6 protein-coding genes are annotated in these 19,574 nt (G+C 43.5%); 3 read left to right on the top strand and 3 right to left on the bottom strand.

The genetic code is table 11. The features are described 5' to 3' along the window. Nucleotides 1-134 precede the first annotated feature (134 nt). The 3 genes from ACLTD4_RS14285 to ACLTD4_RS14275 all read right to left on the bottom strand — a co-directional run bounded on the left by ACLTD4_RS14285 (nt 135) and on the right by ACLTD4_RS14275 (nt 16,890). Nucleotides 135-14,462 carry a doubled motif LPXTG anchor domain-containing protein gene (locus tag ACLTD4_RS14285; RefSeq protein ID WP_412331384.1) on the bottom strand — a complete coding sequence of 4,776 codons (14,328 nt, stop codon included), beginning with the start codon at nt 14,460-14,462 and terminating at the stop codon, nt 135-137. Nucleotides 14,463-14,475: 13 nt separating this feature from the next. Next, a complete protein-coding gene (locus tag ACLTD4_RS14280; protein WP_117621957.1) occupies nt 14,476-15,369 on the bottom strand; it encodes a hypothetical protein in 894 nt (297 codons plus the stop codon). A 330-nt stretch (nt 15,370-15,699) separates the two neighbouring features. Beyond that, the gene (locus tag ACLTD4_RS14275) at nt 15,700-16,890 is read right to left on the bottom strand and encodes a phosphopentomutase (RefSeq protein WP_117621956.1); all 1,191 of its coding nucleotides are present in this window, start codon (nt 16,888-16,890) and stop codon (nt 15,700-15,702) included. Nucleotides 16,891-17,221: 331 nt separating this feature from the next. On the opposite strand from ACLTD4_RS14275, the gene ACLTD4_RS14270 reads away from it, so the two are divergent. The 3 genes from ACLTD4_RS14270 to ACLTD4_RS14260 all read left to right on the top strand — a co-directional run bounded on the left by ACLTD4_RS14270 (nt 17,222) and on the right by ACLTD4_RS14260 (nt 19,417). Further along, nucleotides 17,222-17,947, top strand: a complete 726-nt coding sequence (locus ACLTD4_RS14270) for a phosphatase (protein ID WP_055660175.1) — start codon at nt 17,222-17,224, stop codon at nt 17,945-17,947. Next, nucleotides 17,944-18,882, top strand: coding sequence for a LysR family transcriptional regulator (locus ACLTD4_RS14265; protein WP_117621955.1), 939 nt, complete (start codon nt 17,944-17,946; stop codon nt 18,880-18,882). Before ACLTD4_RS14270 ends, ACLTD4_RS14265 begins: the two co-directional genes overlap by 4 nt. A gap of 139 nt (nt 18,883-19,021) precedes the next feature. Further along, nucleotides 19,022-19,417: a Fur family transcriptional regulator gene (locus ACLTD4_RS14260; protein WP_055660171.1), complete on the top strand. Its 396-nt coding sequence runs from the start codon at nt 19,022-19,024 to the stop codon at nt 19,415-19,417. The last annotated feature ends 157 nt before the right edge of the window (nt 19,418-19,574 follow it).

The raw sequence follows: 19,574 nt of genomic DNA, 5'->3' as shown, positions 1-19,574 counted from the left end.
ACGATTACCAGTGGTTTCTTCAGAAACGGGGGAATGAACAAAAATAGAGAGAAACCGCCCGGCAGAGTGTACATTCTGCCGGGCGGTCTTCGTCTGTTGCTTGTTTCTTTGTTGTTTGTTAAATGATCCCTGAATTACTTGTTTTCTTCTTTCTTCTTGTTGTTCAGCATTGTAAACGCTGCTAACAGGAATCCGGAAAGTATTGCTGCTAATCCTGCCTGAGCTCCTGCGCGATCGCCAGTCTTTGGAAGACCCGCTAACGGCACATTGCCATCATCAATCAGGATTAAGTTGTCTGTCGGGTTACCGTCAACCGGTGCATTTGCTAATGGTACTGCATCCGGATCAATTGTTACGGTAGGACCATCATCAGTTCCAGGACCATTCGGGACGTATGGTTTGTTGTTGTCTGGGGTGCTGCCACCACCGTTTCCACCATTATTATTAGAATTTCTACTAAATGTACCGGTTATTTCAATATCCTGAGCCGGCATCCTGAATGTGCCTGTTTTATCCCAACCACTAAAGGTGTAACCCGATTTTGTCGGATCAACTTTTACGGTTACTGGAGAATTGTATTCATAGGTCTCTACGCTTCCGTAAAGTTCTCCATCAACCTTATAGGTTACAGTATAACTGTTAATACTGTAACGCCCTTCAATCACTACATTTTCAGCCGGCATATTAAATCCGCTTTCACGATTCCAGCCACTAAATGTATATCCTTCTTTTCGGGGCTCTGATCTCAAGGATACTGGCGCTCCAAATTCATAGCTTTCTGTATCCCCAACTACCTCTCCGTCAATTTTGTATACAACCGTATAGTTATTGACATTAAAACTGCCTTCAATTACTATGTTTCTAGCTGGCATCGTAAATCCATCCGTCTGATTCCAACCACTAAATGTGTGGCCATCCTTTTCAGGATCTTTTCTCAGGGTTACAGGAGTTCCATATTTGTACATCTCTTTTTCTCCGTAATCCTTACCATCTACTAAATAGGTTACGATATACTCATTAACATCAAAGTTTCCTTCAATTACTACATTTTCAGCCGGCATAATGAAATCCTCTGTTCTGTTCCAGCCACCAAACTTATGGCCTTCTTTTATTGGCTCAGATCTCAATTTAACTGCCGTACCGTATTCGTAAGTCTCAACCTCTCCAGTGATTACACCATCAACTTTATAGGTTACCGTATAACTGTTGACATGGAAGCTTCCTTCAATTACTACATTCTCTGCTGGCATTGTAAATCCCGTTTCCTGATTCCAGTGACTGAACGTATAGCCTTCTTTTAAAGGCTCCTCTCTCAGTGTTACTTCTCTGCCATACTCATAAGTCTCTACTGCCCCACTTATTTCTCCGTCAACTTTATACGTCACCGTATAGCTGTTAACACTAAAGTTTCCTTCAATTACCACATTCTCTGCCGGCATTGTAAAGTCTTCTTCACGATCCCAACCGCTGAATGTATAGCCTTTCTCTTTTGGTACTTCTCTCATAGTAACCGGACTTCCGTACTCGTAGGTTTCGATCTCTCCGTACTGACTTCCATCTACCTTATACGTTACTGTGTAGCTGTTAATGCTAAAGCTTCCTTCAATTACTACGTCCTTAGCCGGCATCTTAAATTCAGCGTTTTGATTCCAGTGGCTAAATGTATAACCTTCTTTTGTCGGTTCGGATTTCAGCTGGACTAACTCACCATACTCATGGCTCTCTGTCTCACCATACGGTTCTCCATCTACCTTATATGTCACTGTATAGCTGTTAATCTTGTAAGAGCCTTCAATTACAACATCTTCCGCAGGCATCTTAAATTCGGTTGTCTGACTCCAGCCACTAAATGTATACCCCTCCATTTTCGGCTCTTCTCTCAGAGTTACTGTACTGCCGTACTCATAGGTTTCGTTCTCTCCATACTGAGTTCCATCGACCTTATATGTTACTGTGTAGCTGTTAATACTGAAGTTTCCTTCAATTACTACATCCTTAGCCGGCATAGTGAACTCTGCATTCTGATTCCAGTGGCTGAACGTATAACCTTCTTTTATCGGTTCAGATTTCAGCTGAACTAATTCGCCATACGCATGGGTTTCTGGTTCTCCATACTGCTCTCCATCCACCTTATATGTTACTGTATAGCTGTTAATCTTATAAGAGCCTTCAATTACGACATTTCTAGCAGGCATTATAAATCCAGTTGCGGGATTCCAACCACTAAATGTGTATCCTTCTTTTTCTGGATTGTCTCTCAGGATTACTGGTGTTCCGTATTTATATGTTTCTTTTTCTCCATAATCCTTGCCGTCTACTAAATATGTTACGGTATACTCGTTAACATCAAAGTTTCCTTCAATTATCACATTTTCAGCCGGCATAGTGAAATCTTCTGTTCTGTTCCAGCCGCCAAACTTATGACCTTCTTTTATTGGTTCGGATCTTAAATTAACTACTGTACCGTAATTGTAAGTCTCTACCTCACCATATATCTCTCCATCGACCTTATAGGTTACTGTATAACTGTTGATAAGGAAGTTTCCTTCAATAACCATATTCTTTGCAGGCATTGTAAATCCAGTGTCCTGGCTCCAGTGGCTGAACGTATAACCTTCTTTTACAGGCTCGCCTCTCAGTGTTACTTCGGCACCATATTCATAGGTCTCTACTTCACCACTTACTTCTCCATCAACTTTATACGTTACTGTATAGCTGTTGATCTGATAGGTACCTTCGATAACTAGATCATCTGCAGGCATCATAAAGTTATCTTCATGATCCCAACCACTAAATGTATAACCTTCCTTCTTTGGCTCTTCTCTCAGTACTACTGCACTTCCATACTCATAGGTTTCTGTACTGCCATACTGGCTTCCATCCACCTTATATGTTACTGTGTAGCTGTTAATCTTAAAGCTTCCTTCGATTACAACATCATTCGCTGGCATATTAAATTCACTGCTGCGATTCCAGTGGCTAAATGTATAACCCTCTTTTGTTGGTTCGGATCTCAGCTGAACTAATTCATTAAACTCATATGTCTCCTGTTCTCCAAACTGCTCTCCATTCACTTTATACGTCACAGTATAGCTGTTGATCTGATAGGAGCCTTCTATCACTACATCTTCAGCCGGCATCTTAAATCCAGCCTCATAACTCCAGCCATTAAATGTATAACCTTCTTTAGACGGCTTCTCTCTCAGCGTTACTGCTTCACCGTACTTATAAGTCTCTGGTTCACCAATTTGTGCTCCATCTACCTTATACGTTACGGTATAACTGTTTACTATAAAGCTGCCTTTAATTTTAACATCTCTGGCCGGCATTGCAAATTCATTACTATGATCCCAACCACTGAAAGTATATCCTTCCTTCGTTGGATTCTTCTGTAATGTTACTAATTCGCCATATTTATAAATCTCTTCCATTCCATACGGCGTTCCATCTACCTCATAAGTTACCTTGTAACTGTTAATGTTAAATGATCCCTTAACTACTACATCTTCTGCTGGCATTGTAAATCTGTCATCATGATCCCAACCGCTAAATGTATAGCCCTCCTTCTGAGGTGCTTCTTTCAGCTTAACTTGCGATCCATAAGAGTACGTTTCTATTGAATCATAAAACTTACCATCAACAAAGTATGTTACAGTATATTCATTCACCTTAAAGCTTCCTTCAATCACTACATTTTCAGCTGGCATATTAAATCCCGTTTCAGAACTCCAACCGCCAAATGTATAGCCCTCTTTTTGAGGTTCCTGCCTCAGCTCTACAGGTGCATTGTACTCATAGGTCTCGATGTCACCGTAAAGTTCACCATCGACCTTATATGTTACCGTATAACTATTAATACTGTAATGGCCTTCAATTTCCACATTTTCAGCCGGCATATTAAATCCGCTTTCACGATCCCAGCCGCTAAATGTATAGCCCTCTTTCTGAGGTTCTGTTCTCAAGGACACTGGCGCTCCAAATTCATAGCTTTCTGTATCCCCAACTATCTCTCCGTCAACTTTATATACAACCGTATAGCTATTGATGCTGAAGCTGCCTTCAATTACTACGTTTTTAGCTGGCATTACAAATCCATCTGTTTGATTCCATCCACTAAATGTATGACCTTCTTTTTCAGGATCTTTTCTCAGGGTTACAGGAGTTCCGTATTTGTATGTTTCTTTTTCTCCATAATCCTTGCCGTCTACTAAATATGTTACGGTATACTCGTTAACATCGAATTTTCCTTCAATTACAACATTTTCAGCCGGCATAGTGAAATCTTCTGTTCTGTTCCAGCCGCCAAACTCATGACCCTCTTTTGATGGTTCGGATCTCAATTTAACCTCTGTACCATACTCGTAAGTCTCCACTTCTCCAGTAATTTCACCATCAACTTTATAGGTAACAGTATAACTGTTGATCTTGAAGCTTCCTTCAATCACTACATTTTCTGCAGGCATGGTAAATCCTGTCGTCCGACTCCAATGGCTGAACGTATAGCCTTCTTTTACCGGCTCTTCTCTCAATGTTACATCTGCACCATACTCATAGGACTCGGTTTCACCGCTTATCTCTCCGTCGACTTTATACGTCACCGTATAACTGTTGATCTTAAAGCTTCCTTCGATCACGATATCCCCTGCAGGCATTGTGAAATTCCCCTTGCGATTCCAGCCATTAAATGTATAACCTTCCCGCTCTGGTTCTTCTCTCAGCGTTACTGTACTTCCATATTCATAGGTTTCTGTACTGCCATACTGGACTCCATCTACCTTATACGTTACGGTATAGCTGTTGATTCCAAAGCTTCCTTCGATCACAACATCTTTTGCCGGCATCAGGAAATCTTCACCGTAATTCCAATGGCTAAATGTATACCCTTCCTTTATCGGCTCGGATTTCAACCGGACTAATTCGTTATACTTATATACTTCCGGCTCTCCATACTGCTGTCCATCTACCTTATACGTTACTGTATAGCTGTTGATCTTATAAGAACCTTCAATCACGACATCTCCAGCCGGCATCTTAAATCCGTTCTCATAACTCCAGCCCTTGAATGTGTAGCCTTCCCTGGACGGCTTTTCCCTCAGCGTTACCGCTGCTCCATACTCGTAGGTCTCCGTCTCTCCATACTGCTCTCCGTCTACCTTATACGTTACAGTATAGCTGTTGATCTTATAGGAGCCTTCAATTACTACGTCTCTTGCTGGCATCTCAAATGCTTCCGTGCGGCTCCAGCCACTAAATGTATAACCTTCTTTCTCCGGGCTCTGCCTTACCGTTACCAGCGTTCCGTAATTATACGTTTCCACCTCTCCAACTGGCTTTCCATCTACCTTATACGTTACTTTGTAGCTGTTGATGTCAAAGCTTCCTTCGATTACAACATTTTTTGCCGGCATATGGAACGTTCTGCCTGCTATGGAGTTTGAAAGCAGCTTCTGAATAAAGTTCTCTTTCACATCTTCACTGCTCCAGCCGCTAAAGGTATAACCTTCTCTTTCTGCGTCCGCTTTTACAGTGACTTCCTGATTATACTGGTAGGTCTCTGTTTCTCCGGTCTGCTTTCCATCTACCAGATACGTCACGGTATAATTGTTAATCGTAAAGCTTCCTTCAATTACCACATCTTTTGCGGGCATATTGAATCCGGTATCACGACTCCAGCCGCTGAAGGTATAACCTTCTTTTTCCGGGGCTTCTCTAAGAGTCACAGGTGCATTAAACTCATACGTTTCCGCTTCTCCTACCTGTTCCCCATCTACTTTGTATGTCACTTTATAGCTGTTGATTTTAAAGCTTCCCTTGATCACTACATCATGTGCCGGCATTGCAAATCCGTCTTCATGATCCCATTTGCTGAAGGTATATCCTTCCTTCTTCGGCTCTTTCTGAAGTGTTACTGCACTTCCGTATTCATACGTTTCTTCCTTGCCATAAGCACTTCCGTCTACCTCATACGTTACCTTGTAGCTGTTAATGCTGAATGACCCGTTAATGACTACATTTTCTGCAGGCATCGTAAAGTCTTCCTCATGGTCCCAGCCGCTGAAGGTATAGCCTTCCTTCTCCGGGGCTTCTTTCAGCTTCACAGCAGTTCCATACAAATATGTCTCTGCTGTTTCATAAGGTGTACCATCTACCAGATACGTTACCGTATACTCGTTTGCAGTAAAACTTCCTACAATCACTACGTCTTTGGCCGGCATGGCGAAGTCTTCCTTCAGATTCCAGCCACTGAACTTATGCCCTTCTTTTTCCAGATCATCTCTGATCGTTACAAGCGTTCCATACTCATAGGTTTCTATTTCTCCAGACTGTACTCCGTCTACCTGATAGGTCACTTTGTAGCTGTTAATATCAAAATGGCCTTCAATTACCACATCCTTCGCCGGCATACGGAACGTCTTTCCCGCGATAGAAGAAGACAGTAATCTTTGGATAAATGATTGCCTGACATCTTCACTGCTCCAGCCGCTGAAGGTATAGCCTTCCTTCGTTTCGTCTGCTCTTACGGTTACCTCTTCATTATACTGGTGCTTTTTCTCATCAATAACCTTTCCGTCTACCTTATAGGTTACCGTATAATCGTTGATGCTGAAGTTTCCTTTGATCTCTACATCTTTTGCAGGCATCTTAAACCCGCTGGTCTCGCTCCAGCCGCTAAAGGTATATCCCTCCTTCGTTGGCGCATCTCTCAGCGTTACATCTTCTCCAAATTTATAGGTATCTACCTTTCCATATAACTGGTCATCAACCTTATAGGTAACTGTATAGCTGTTAATCTCGAAATGTCCTTCAACCACTATATTTTCTGCAGGCATCGTAAATCCTGACTCACGGCTCCAGTGACTGAACGTATAACCTTCTTTTGCAGGTTCCTCTCTCAGTGTTACTACTGCTCCATACTTATAAGTTTCTGCTTCACCGCTTATCTCACCGTCAACTTTATACGTCACCGTATAGCTGTTGATCTTAAAGTTTCCTTCGATTACTACATCCTCTGCAGGCATCGTAAAGTTATTTTCACGATTCCAGCCACTAAATGTGTAACCTTCCGTCTCAGGTTCAGCCCTCAGCGTTACTGCACTTCCATACTTATGAGTCTCGGTATCTCCGTACTGGACTCCATCTACCTTATACGTTACGGTATAGCTGTTAATTCCAAAGCTTCCTTCGATCACAACATCTTTTGCCGGCATCAGGAAATCTTCACCGTAATTCCAATGGCTAAATGTATACCCTTCCTTTATCGGCTCGGATTTCAACCGGACTAATTCGTTATACTTATATACTTCCGGCTCTCCATACTGCTGTCCATCTACCTTATACGTTACTGTATAGCTGTTGATCTTATAAGAACCTTCAATCACGACATCTCCAGCCGGCATCTTAAATCCGTTCTCATAACTCCAGCCCTTGAATGTGTAGCCTTCCCTGGACGGCTTTTCCCTCAGCGTTACCGCTGCTCCATACTCGTAGGTCTCCGTCTCTCCATACTGCTCTCCGTCTACCTTATACGTTACAGTATAGCTGTTGATCTTATAGGAGCCTTCAATTACTACGTCTCTTGCTGGCATCTCAAATGCTTCCGTGCGGCTCCAGCCACTAAATGTATAACCTTCTTTCTCCGGGCTCTGCCTTACCGTTACCAGCGTTCCGTAATTATACGTTTCCACCTCTCCAACTGGCTTTCCATCTACCTTATACGTTACTTTGTAGCTGTTGATGTCAAAGCTTCCTTCGATTACAACATTTTTTGCCGGCATATGGAACGTTCTGCCTGCTATGGAGTTTGAAAGCAGCTTCTGAATAAAGTTCTCTTTCACATCTTCACTGCTCCAGCCGCTAAAGGTATAACCTTCTCTTTCTGCGTCCGCTTTTACAGTGACTTCCTGATTATACTGGTAGGTCTCTGTTTCTCCGGTCTGCTTTCCATCTACCAGATACGTCACGGTATAATTGTTAATCGTAAAGCTTCCTTCAATTACCACATCTTTTGCGGGCATATTGAATCCGGTATCACGACTCCAGCCGCTGAAGGTATAACCTTCTTTTTCCGGGGCTTCTCTAAGAGTCACAGGTGCATTAAACTCATACGTTTCCGCTTCTCCTACCTGTTCCCCATCTACTTTGTATGTCACTTTATAGCTGTTGATTTTAAAGCTTCCCTTGATCACTACATCATGTGCCGGCATTGCAAATCCGTCTTCATGATCCCATTTGCTGAAGGTATATCCTTCCTTCTTCGGCTCTTTCTGAAGTGTTACTGCACTTCCGTATTCATACGTTTCTTCCTTGCCATAAGCACTTCCGTCTACCTCATACGTTACCTTGTAGCTGTTAATGCTGAATGACCCGTTAATGACTACATTTTCTGCAGGCATCGTAAAGTCTTCCTCATGGTCCCAGCCGCTGAAGGTATAGCCTTCCTTCTCCGGGGCTTCTTTCAGCTTCACAGCAGTTCCATACAAATATGTCTCTGCTGTTTCATAAGGTGTACCATCTACCAGATACGTTACCGTATACTCGTTTGCAGTAAAACTTCCTACAATCACTACGTCTTTGGCCGGCATGGCGAAGTCTTCCTTCAGATTCCAGCCACTGAACTTATGCCCTTCTTTTTCCAGATCATCTCTGATCGTTACAAGCGTTCCATACTCATAGGTTTCTATTTCTCCAGACTGTACTCCGTCTACCTGATAGGTCACTTTGTAGCTGTTAATATCAAAATGGCCTTCAATTACCACATCCTTCGCCGGCATACGGAACGTCTTTCCCGCGATAGAAGAAGACAGTAATCTTTGGATAAATGATTGCCTGACATCTTCACTGCTCCAGCCGCTGAAGGTATAGCCTTCCTTCGTTTCGTCTGCTCTTACGGTTACCTCTTCATTATACTGGTGCTTTTTCTCATCAATAACCTTTCCGTCTACCTTATAGGTTACCGTATAATCGTTGATGCTGAAGTTTCCTTTGATCTCTACATCTTTTGCAGGCATCTTAAACCCGCTGGTCTCGCTCCAGCCGCTAAAGGTATATCCCTCCTTCGTTGGCGCATCTCTCAGCGTTACATCTTCTCCAAATTTATAGGTATCTACCTTTCCATATAACTGGTCATCAACCTTATAGGTAACTGTATAGCTGTTAATCTCGAAATGTCCTTCAACCACTATATTTTCTGCAGGCATCGTAAATCCTGACTCACGGCTCCAGTGACTGAACGTATAACCTTCTTTTGCAGGTTCCTCTCTCAGTGTTACTACTGCTCCATACTTATAAGTTTCTGCTTCACCGCTTATCTCACCGTCAACTTTATACGTCACCGTATAGCTGTTGATCTTAAAGTTTCCTTCGATTACTACATCCTCTGCAGGCATCGTAAAGTTATTTTCACGATTCCAGCCACTAAATGTGTAACCTTCCGTCTCAGGTTCAGCCCTCAGCGTTACTGCGCTTCCATACTCATGAGTCTCGGTATCTCCATACTGGACTCCATCTACCTTATATGTCACTTTGTAGCTGTTAATACTGAAATTTCCCTTAATTACAACATCATTTGCAGGCATCGAAAATGCTTCTTTTTGACTCCAATGGCTGAACGTATACCCGTCTTTTGTCGGTTCATCTCTAATCTCAACCATTTCGCCAAAGTCATACGATTCTTCTTCCCCGTAGAGAGCTCCATCTACTTCATATCTTACCGTATATTTGTTGATCTCAAAGTGCCCTTCGATTATCACGTTCTCTGCAGGCATTGTAAATCCACTGTCACGACTCCAGCCTTTAAAAGAATATCCTTCCTTTACTGGTTTTTCTCTTAAAGAAACATTTTCGCCATATTGATACGTTTCTACTGCACCGTATGTGGAATTGTCTACTTTATAGGTTACTGTATAACTATTAACGCCAAAGCTTCCCGTTATCTTTATATCGTGAGCAGGCATCTTAAACATTTCAGCATCTTTACCATTAATTTTCCAACCGCTAAAGCTATATCCTTTGGCAGCTGCATCGGCGGCAATTGTTACATCTTCCCCGACTCTGTATGTTTTTGTCTGAGGTAAAGAACTAACACCATCTGGTACGTTTCCTGTATATTCATACTTTACACTATAACTTTTCCTGTCATAATACAATTTAACAACCAGTTTTCCGTCACCTGTAATTGTTCTGTCTTCAGGCATTGTCAAAGCAGCATTATACTCAAATCCGTCGTTTGTGTAATCTTTCGGCGTAAATGCGGCCTTCTCTCCAGTTACTCCTGAACCAGTCTCTGTGTCAATCTCTACTAATTTATATTCCTCAGGATTTTCAACGGACTGCTGATAGTGTTCTATTGTGTAAGGAGTATCTGTATTCCTGGTATAATATAGCTTCAATACAGTACTACCATCACCTTGCACTTCTGCCTCTGTAATATTATCCACAATTCCGGAAACATACGTAAATCCCGGCATTGTTTTCTTATAATCATCATCCTTTACAATAGTTCCTGTAGTAGAATATTTGGTTGCTACGTCAGTCGTTTTTTGTGGATAACTTTTATCTAACTGCTGTGTATAATGTTCTACAGTGAATGGTATACCATCTTTTGGTTTCCAGATTGCATACAGGTCAACATTAGCATCTTTAATTACAAAAGAATTATTTGTGCCGTTTGATACATATCGAGGTGATGTCGATGCTTTATCTGTATCCCAGCCTAAGAATTCATATCCTATGCGGGTAGGTATATTATTATAATTTACACGCACAGTGGTTCCCTCGCTATAATTCTGCGTAGGCGGAACATTTTCGTTACCACCATTTGGCCAATATCTTACAGAATAAGTATTTTTATCTACTACAATACCGTCGACATGCCAATCTCCCTGATCTTTAATTACGTACCATAGAACTTTCTGCGTATCTGGATTAAAACTTTTTCCTGCTTTTTGGGCTGCTGCCGCTATAGCTGTGCCAGATGGTTCTTTTAAAATATTAGCCGCAACCATTTCAGGGTTATTATTTATTTCTATTTTATTCCTTAAGGTACCAGTTAACTGTGTCTGTGTGGTTGACGGATAATAATCACTTGCTCCATATCCATTAGGTTCAAAAGGAGCTTTCCCATCTGTTCTAATAAAGAATTTAGCCTCCTGGCCATCTGTTCCTTTCTTATTAAGCCACGTAGCATATAGTGTTATATCACTGGTAATAGTATTCGTTTTATTATCAATATTCGGCGGATACTGTACGCCTTCAATAAATGTCTGTTGAAGCATTTCTGTACCACTATGATGGCCAGACTTTTCACCATGCCAACCAACAAACTCATATCCATTTTTATTTGTAAAAGGATTATCAGGTGTTATAATTTTCCCTTCATCACCCACTATCATGGTAAATGGTTCACCAGTGCCTCCATAATCCTCATTAGGATCAAAGGTCACCGTTATTGTTATTGGCTCAAACCAAAAATAGAGATCTTCATTACTATTGAAACTCTGCCAACTATCTCCTTTATCTTTAAGAGAATATTCTAATATATATTTTCTTTTAGCCTGTTGACGAATGCGAAGTACAGATTCACCGTCATATTGGTTGCCAATAGTTGCCTTCACAAATTTATAGGACTTAAAAGCCTCACTTTCATTATTTTTTATATCTTGAGCAATATTGGAAATCATCAAGCCCGAAGTTGTAAGTGTAAAACGGTTCCACCAGTCTCCAACATAATTATTGCTACCTATCGTTTTTCCGTCAATACTCATAGTTCTAATTTTGGCAGCCATTCCTCCGTTGGTAAAATATATTGCATAGATTGAAAAATGTTCTGCCTCAAAAGCAATCATCTCGATCGAATTATTATCGGCTACGTCTACCGCGTCAGATACTGATTCGACCTTTTCAACTTCTTCAACGCTAACCTTTTCAACACTTTCAGATGTTGCATCAACATCACCGGTATCAATATGAGTAATCTCTACCTTTTCAGCTTCCGCACTCTTCTCTTCAATCGCCTTACCAGCAAATGTAACTTCTACATATCCATTATCACTCCAGCTATTATCCAGAGCCTCCAGTTCGCCTGCTTCATTCTCCACAAACAGCTTAATATCATAAGCCAGAACCGTATTCGCGGAAGTATCTTCACCAGTCTCCTCTGCCGTCTTTTCCTTAACAGCCTCCTCAACCTTCTCCGTAACTTCCGTCACCTTCGCCACAGTTCCTGCCGGCAGAATTCCTTCTTCTGCATGAAGGCTCACGACTACATCGCCCAGAGTCTTGCTGAAATTAAATTCCGGATGCTCCCCAATCTCCGCCATCACCACAACGATTTCCTGTTCTTCCTCAATCTCCGGAACAACAAACCGTTTTACACCTGTATCTGCATTAGAAGCAGTAGCTTCGTCATCTTCTACTGCTTCAAGGCTTTCCCCATTTGCAGTTACGTGGTCAATGACATAGCCAACCTGTGGTTTTACGGTAAATGTTAAATCTTTTCCTTCTTCTACATTCTTAGCGCCCTTTACAGCAGCCGTACCAACTGGTGTAACCGTATAAGTAACGGCATAGCCTTCTTTAGACACGTCGATATGCAGCTTATTCAAAGTAGTAACATAGGCCTTTGCATAATAGGACTCATCCAATACTACCTGGCCATAGGTCTTGCCGCTGGTGGTTCCTGTTTTCGATACTTCTTCTTTTTCGTCAGCTTCAGGATCCACTACCAGAGAATCGTTCTTCTTTCCGTCTTCTCCGTTAGCAGCATGATCCTTTCCATCAACGGTTGTATCGTCTGCCTTATTATCTTCCGCAGCATTTTTGTCTGCATTATCTTTATCAGCATTATCCTTATCAGAATTATCATCAATTACAGCATCGCCCTGGCCGTCGTCCGGTTTGGATACTTTGCCCTGGTCTTCTGCCTTATCATCAGAAGGATCCTGGTTTTCTCCGTTGTCAGGAGTCACAGCATCTGCCTTATTGTCCTCAACAGCGCTGTTTCCTTCTTCTCCATCAGGAGTCACCACAGCATCTTTATCAGCATTGCCGCCGTTGCTGCCGTCTTCTGTATTTGTATCGCTATTAACAGCTTCGCTATCATGCTTATCACTGGTATCTGTGTTATCAGCCTTATCGGTTTTATCTGCGGCATCAACTTTATCTTCCTTACCTTCATCAGTAGATACCTTGTCGCTCTCCTTACTTCCCGCATCACCATTGACTGCAGTTGTAAGAATATGAGTATAATGACGGTTCAAAGTCGCTGCCGATACCAGAGAGTCCCCCTGATCGGAACCGCTGTCAGAAGAGCCGCTGTTCGAAGATCCGCTATCAGATGCTCCGCTATTCGAAGCCCCACTGTTCGAAGACCCGCTGTTCGAATCCCCACCATCAGACGCTCCACTATTCGAAGCTCCGCCATCAGATGCCGCCCCACTGTTCGAAGACCCACTCTCAGAATTCCCCGCTTCGGCCTTTCCGCCGTCTTCGGTCTTGTTCGTATCACTATTCTGTACGCCGCCGTTCGTCCCGGCATGATCTTCCGGCTTCTGAACCTGCTCTTCTTTTCCTGTATTTGTATTGGAATGGTCGGTATTTTCCCCATCTACGTTTGTATCCGGGTTCTGAACCGTTCCGTCATTTGTTCCGTTTCCATCACTTACATTAGCATCCGGATTCTGAACATCACCGCTTGCCGCGCCTTCTCCGTCAATCGCTCCGCCTGCATTTGCATCCGGGTTCTGTACATCGCCTTTTGTGGTACCATTGCCGTCAGCCGCTTCGCCCATATTTGCATTTCCGTCAGGGTTCTGTACGGTTCCGTCAACTGCTCCGTCTTCGCCGCCGGCATTGCCGTCGGGATTCTGCACTTCGCTGCCAGCTCCGCCATTAGCTCCAGTGCCTCCGGCTCCGTTTCCGTTGCCTTCACCGCCAACCGGTGCTGTCGGTGCTTCCGCATCCAGTAAAGTGGAATTCCCCTTTACCGTTACCTTCTGAGTCGTATATCCGTCAATTCTGGAACGGAATGTCACTCTCGCATCAGAATCATTGATATACAGGAAAATGATATCCTCATCGCCTGTAATCTGATAACCTTCGGGATCGCCGTTAATACGAATAAACATACGAAGCTCTGCTCCGTCTGCATATTCCTCTTCGTCCATATCGTAAGCCGGTGCAAACTCAAATACAGAACCTGTTTCAAACAGCCTCTGATATTCCTTTGCAAGGCTTCGGTCGGATGTATCCACGCCGAGGTCCTCAAAATTAAATTCATCGCCATTATCAATGGCTGCCTGCGCAGAGTCTCTCAAATCCTCTCCGCTCATTACAAATGTAGCATTCTCTTTCTCAAAAGCAGCGGCCACATCCGCCCATGACACCATGTTAAATGAGGTCATTGTAAGAACAAATGACAGGAATCCCGCTAAACCTCTTCTTAACTTTTTCTTTAATCCCTTCATAGCTTCCCCTCTCTTACCCTTCCATCAGGGCACTCTCTCTATTTTTATGCAGATATCTGTCTTCATATAAAATCCATCCGTCACTGCTCTCCAGTGCGGAGGTCATCAGGAGCACCAGCTCCATGAAACTTCGGAAGGCCTGTTTTTCACCGGTTTCCCTCCAGCGTATAACGCCCTGCCATGTCGAATGTTCCCGGAACAGAATCTTTATCAGAAAGGTGGCTTCTTTCCCACCTTCCCGGTAAACAGACCACATCTTATCCGGTATAATCCTGATGTCTTCGTTCTGTCCTCCGGAATCGTCTTCCCTCAGACTGCCAAGTCCGATAAAGTGCCCCATGGCATCAGCCAGGGCTATGGTCCCCGTAAAATCTTCCAGATAATTGAGGAAGGCGTTCTGAACGCTTCCCGCCAGCAGACCGCCCTCGAAGGAGTCTACGGCGATCTGGCAGACATTTGAGGTCTTTTGTGACTGCCTTTGCTCGCCCGGTCCGTTCAGCACCCGTTCTATCCAGTAGGTCATTTGCAGAAAACTCTCAAATTCCTGTTTTTCCTGCCCTTCCAGCCAGGAGATCTCTCCCTGCCAGCTCGTGTTGTATCTGAACTTTACGTTGAGCTTAAATGTGGCCAGCGTTCCATCTTCCAGCTGATCATATTCCTGTACGGGAGGTTCAGGAAGCTTCGTTCCGCCAAATCTCCGGTAATCCATCGTTCTCTTCGGATTCGCCAACTCGTCGAATATCCGGTTCACGTGAAGCATCATCTCCAGGTAATTCTCAAACCGGATCCCCGGCGCCGTACCAGCGTGATATATGATGCCGCTCATGCAGCCATTCTCAAATCCATTTACCGATATCTTGAAGTAGCGGGAAGAGTTGCGGTTCATACTCATCTTTGCTATCGTCATAAATTTTTTCTTCTCCCTCTGTTCAGAGCTTTTGTTTATCTATTTCATTACATTTTCTTCAAATAAATATAGTTTTACCCAGTGTCTGTAACCAGTATATACCAGAATGGTTACAAATTGGTTACATTTTAAGTTTTTTTGAAAATAATTTAAAATTATTTGTAATGTGTAACCGTAACCTTAAAAACTGCATGAAACTGGTGTCTGAACACGCAAAAAAGCGCCGGAAATACCGGGAGATTGCATCTCCTCACGTATTTCCGGCGCTCATTTAAAAGCTTTTATTCAGTTTTGTTCTCATGGACGGTTTCAAACCCTGGCGCATCACTTCTATTTTAATTCCTGAAGTATCGATTTTCCAATTGTTCCTTCCGGCATTGTAACCCCGAAATTGTCTGTGATGGTAGCTCCGATTACGGCAAAGGTATCTTCTGACGGGATTCTTCCGCTTCCGCTCATGGAAGGAGAGTATGCCAGAAATGGTACTTTCTCTTTCGTATGATCCGTACCGGTATAGGTCGGGTCATTGCCGTGATCAGCCGTTAAGATCAGTAAATCATCTTCTTTTAGCTTGCTCAGAACGATCTGCAGCTTCTCATCAAACCGCTCGATCTCTTTACCGTAACCGATCGGGTCGCGGCGGTGTCCCCACAGCGCGTCGAAATCCACCAGATTTACGAAGCACAGGCCGTGGAAATCCTTATCCATGACTTCGATGGTCTGCTCCATTCCATGTACGCTGCTCTGTGACTTATAAGCCTCCGTAATTCCTTCACCGTCAAAGATATCCTTAATCTTGCCGATACTTATCACATCGTATCCCGCTTCCTTTAAGGCATCCAGTGCGGTTGGTCCGTAGGGCTTTAACGCGTAGTCATGGCGGTTAGGAGTCCGTTTGAACTCGCCCTTCTTCCTGCCTACATACGGTCTGGCAATCACGCGGCCCACCTTCCACTCGTCTCTCATCGTCAGCTCCCTGGCAATCTCGCAGCAGCGGTACAGCTCGTCAAGTCCGAAGGTCTCCTCGTTTCCGCAGATCTGAAGCACAGAATCGGCAGAGGTGTAGACGATCATGTCTCCGGTCGCGATCTCATGCTCGCCATACTCGTCTAAAATCTCTGTTCCGCTGGCCGATTTATTGCCCACGATCTTATGTCCCGTGCGCTTTTCCAGCTCCTCGATCAGTTCCTTTGGAAATCCGTGTTCAGTAAATGTCTGAAACGGCTTCGTAATATGAAGTCCCATCATCTCCCAGTGTCCGGTCATCGTGTCCTTGCCGGTACTGGCTTCATTCAGTTCAGTGTAATAGGCCAGCGGCTTCTCTGCCGGCTCTGCATGAATTAAGGGATGCAGGTTTGCAATTCCCATTTTTGCAAGATTCGGTATGTGGAAGCTCTCCATCCGCTCATCGATATGTCCCAGCGTATCCGTCCCCACGTCGCCATAGTCCGCCGCATTATCCATTGCCCCGATTCCCAGGGAATCCAGCACAATGGTAAAAATTCTGCGATATTTTTCCATATTGTATCATTCTCCTTCTGTCTGCAACACTATTTATATTGGTTCGATACTGGTATTATACTCCATAAAAATCATTTTATAAAAGGACAAATGTCTTAATGAATTATTTTTTCTAATATGATTGGGGAAAGATAAGGTGTGAGAGCTGCCGCTGAGCAGGCAGGCATCTTGTATACAGCGCGCTGCCTCTTGATTTCTCTGCTTTTTTGGTGACAATTCTGTTTACTTTTATCCAGAATATGGTATATTTGTAATTAGAAAGATTACATTTTAGGCAGACATAAATTGTATAACAAAAAGGAGACGAGGCGCAGGCCTCCATACGTTATTTATGAAAGATATCATGGATTTACACACCCATACCACCGCAAGCGGCCATGCATACAACACACTTTATGAGATGGCACGCTCTGCCTCAGAGAAAGGACTCACGCTTTTCGGTTCGACAGATCATGCACCGAAGATGCCGGGAACCTGTCATGAATTTTATTTTATTAATTTTAAAGTCATACCGCGTACCCTGTTCGGCGTAAAGATACTGATGGGGTCTGAACTCAACATTCTGGATTATACCGGCCGCATTGATTTAAGGGAAGGCATACTGGAACGTCTCGATTACACCATCGCCAGCATCCACGAGCCCTGCTACAAATGCGGTACTGTTACAGAAAATACAAATGCCTATTTAGGGGCCATCAAAAATCCTTATGTTAAAATTATCGGCCACCCGGATGACGGACGGTTTCCTATTGATTACGACACGGTCGTAGCCGCCGCCGCGGAACACCACACGCTGCTGGAGCTCAACAGCAGCTCGCTGCATTCGGCAAGCATGCGGCTCCACGCAAAAGAAAACTACCGGATCATGCTGGATTTATGTAAACATTATAAAGCATCTGTCATCATTGACAGCGACGCTCACATTGAAGCTGATGTGGGAAATCATAAACTTGCCTGGGAGCTCATCTGCGAGACCGGCTTCCCGGAAGAGCTGATTGTAAACGGTTCTCTGGACCGTCTGCTTCCGTATATCCCCAGGCTGAAGGAGTGCTTATGATCAACTTTCTGAATCTGGAATATTTTCTGGCAGCGGCCGAGGAACTTAACATCACCCGGGCAGCCAAACGCCTCTATATATCCCAGCAGTCATTAAGCAATCATATTTCCAATCTGGAAAAGGAGTTTGACGTCCAGCTGTTCAACCGGACAACACCGCTGACACTCACCTATGCCGGAAGAGCGCTGAAGCTGCGCGCCAAACAGCTGCTGGAACTAAAGGATGAGACTTACCGCCAGCTGGCCGATATTAAGGATTTTACCACCGGACAGATATCCATCGGGGTTTCTCACACGCGGGGACGTTTTCTCCTTCCCGCCATCCTGCCGGTCTACCGCGAAAAGTTTCCGAACATCGAGCTTCACCTGGTAGAAGGCAATTCGTCGGAGTTAAGTACTTCCCTGATCCGGGGAGACATCGACTTAATTATTGACCTGCTTCCATTTAAAGCAGAAAACGTGGAAACCGTCACGATCTGTGAAGAAGAGATTCTTCTCATCGTTCCCGATCAGATCCTGGACAGCTTTTTCCCCGGCCGCCAGGAGGAAATTAAGAGTCAGCTGAAAGAAAATGCGGACGTGCGTTTGTTAAAAGATTGTCCATATCTTCTTATTAATAAAGGAAACCGCGTCCGGACCATTGCCGACGAAATTTTTGAGGATGCACAGATCACGCCCTCCATCGTTCTTGAAACGGAAAATATCGAAACCGTACTGGCTCTGGCGGGCAAAGGGATGGGAATCACATTTTATCCCAAGATGTTCATGTCGGGAACCGGGCTCATGACCGATCTGCCAAAGAATAAAAAGGGACTCAATTTCTATTCCCTTCCAAAAGGGCGCACCCACGGGATTCTGGCCTTCGGCTACCATAAAGGCCGCTATCTGTCCCAGGCTACGGAAGAATTTATCCGGATCGCCAGGGAAAACATATAAAAACTGATTTAATATAGAAAAAACTACGTTTTTACCTGTATTTTCGACCTTCACAGCATTGACAATCACCATTTGGTGGTGTATCATTAAATAGTAACCATTATCAGTATTATTACTATTTTAATGCAAAGGAGCTGCTATGAAGACATTGAAGTATAGCCGTCAGCGGGAATCCATCAAATCTTGTTTGATGGCCAGGCATGACCATCCGACTGCCGACGCCCTATACACATCAATCCGCGAAGAATATCCAAACATCAGCCTTGGGACTGTCTACCGCAATTTAAACCTGCTGGTGGAGTTGGGGGAAATTCAGAAGCTGACATGTGGAGATGGGGCAGATCATTTTGATGCAGACACTTCACCGCACTATCATTTCGTATGCAGGGACTGCGGCCAGGTCTACGACCTGCCTTTAAAAACCCTGGATAACATCAATCAACTGGCTCAGGAATATGCGGCCGGCCATGTTGACAGCCATACAATCTTTTTCTACGGTACCTGCAAAAATTGTTTAGAAAAAAATTTGCAATAAGTATTGACAGAAGCAAAAAGATGTGCTAAATTAATATCAGTAATCATTACTGTTATTGATTACAACAAAACAAGTTCAATAAAAACAAATATATAAAAATGAAAAGGAGACCTGAATTATGAAGAAATGGGTTTGTACAGTATGCGGTTATGTTCAC

This window comes from Hungatella sp., from assembly GCF_046966825.1.
Note: the sequence above shows the minus strand (reverse complement) of the source record. Positions and strands in the feature narration are given on the sequence as shown.

Bases quoted from the DNA above. Each gene is read 5' to 3' on its own strand.
- ACLTD4_RS14285 (WP_412331384.1), bottom strand. From the start codon at position 14,462: ATGAAGGGATTAAAGAAAAAGTTAAGAAGAGGTTTAGCGGGATTCCTG.
- ACLTD4_RS14280 (WP_117621957.1), bottom strand. From the start codon at position 15,369: ATGACGATAGCAAAGATGAGTATGAACCGCAACTCTTCCCGCTACTTC.
- ACLTD4_RS14275 (WP_117621956.1), bottom strand. From the start codon at position 16,890: ATGGAAAAATATCGCAGAATTTTTACCATTGTGCTGGATTCCCTGGGA.
- ACLTD4_RS14270 (WP_055660175.1), top strand. From the start codon at position 17,222: ATGAAAGATATCATGGATTTACACACCCATACCACCGCAAGCGGCCAT.
- ACLTD4_RS14265 (WP_117621955.1), top strand. From the start codon at position 17,944: ATGATCAACTTTCTGAATCTGGAATATTTTCTGGCAGCGGCCGAGGAA.
- ACLTD4_RS14260 (WP_055660171.1), top strand. From the start codon at position 19,022: ATGAAGACATTGAAGTATAGCCGTCAGCGGGAATCCATCAAATCTTGT.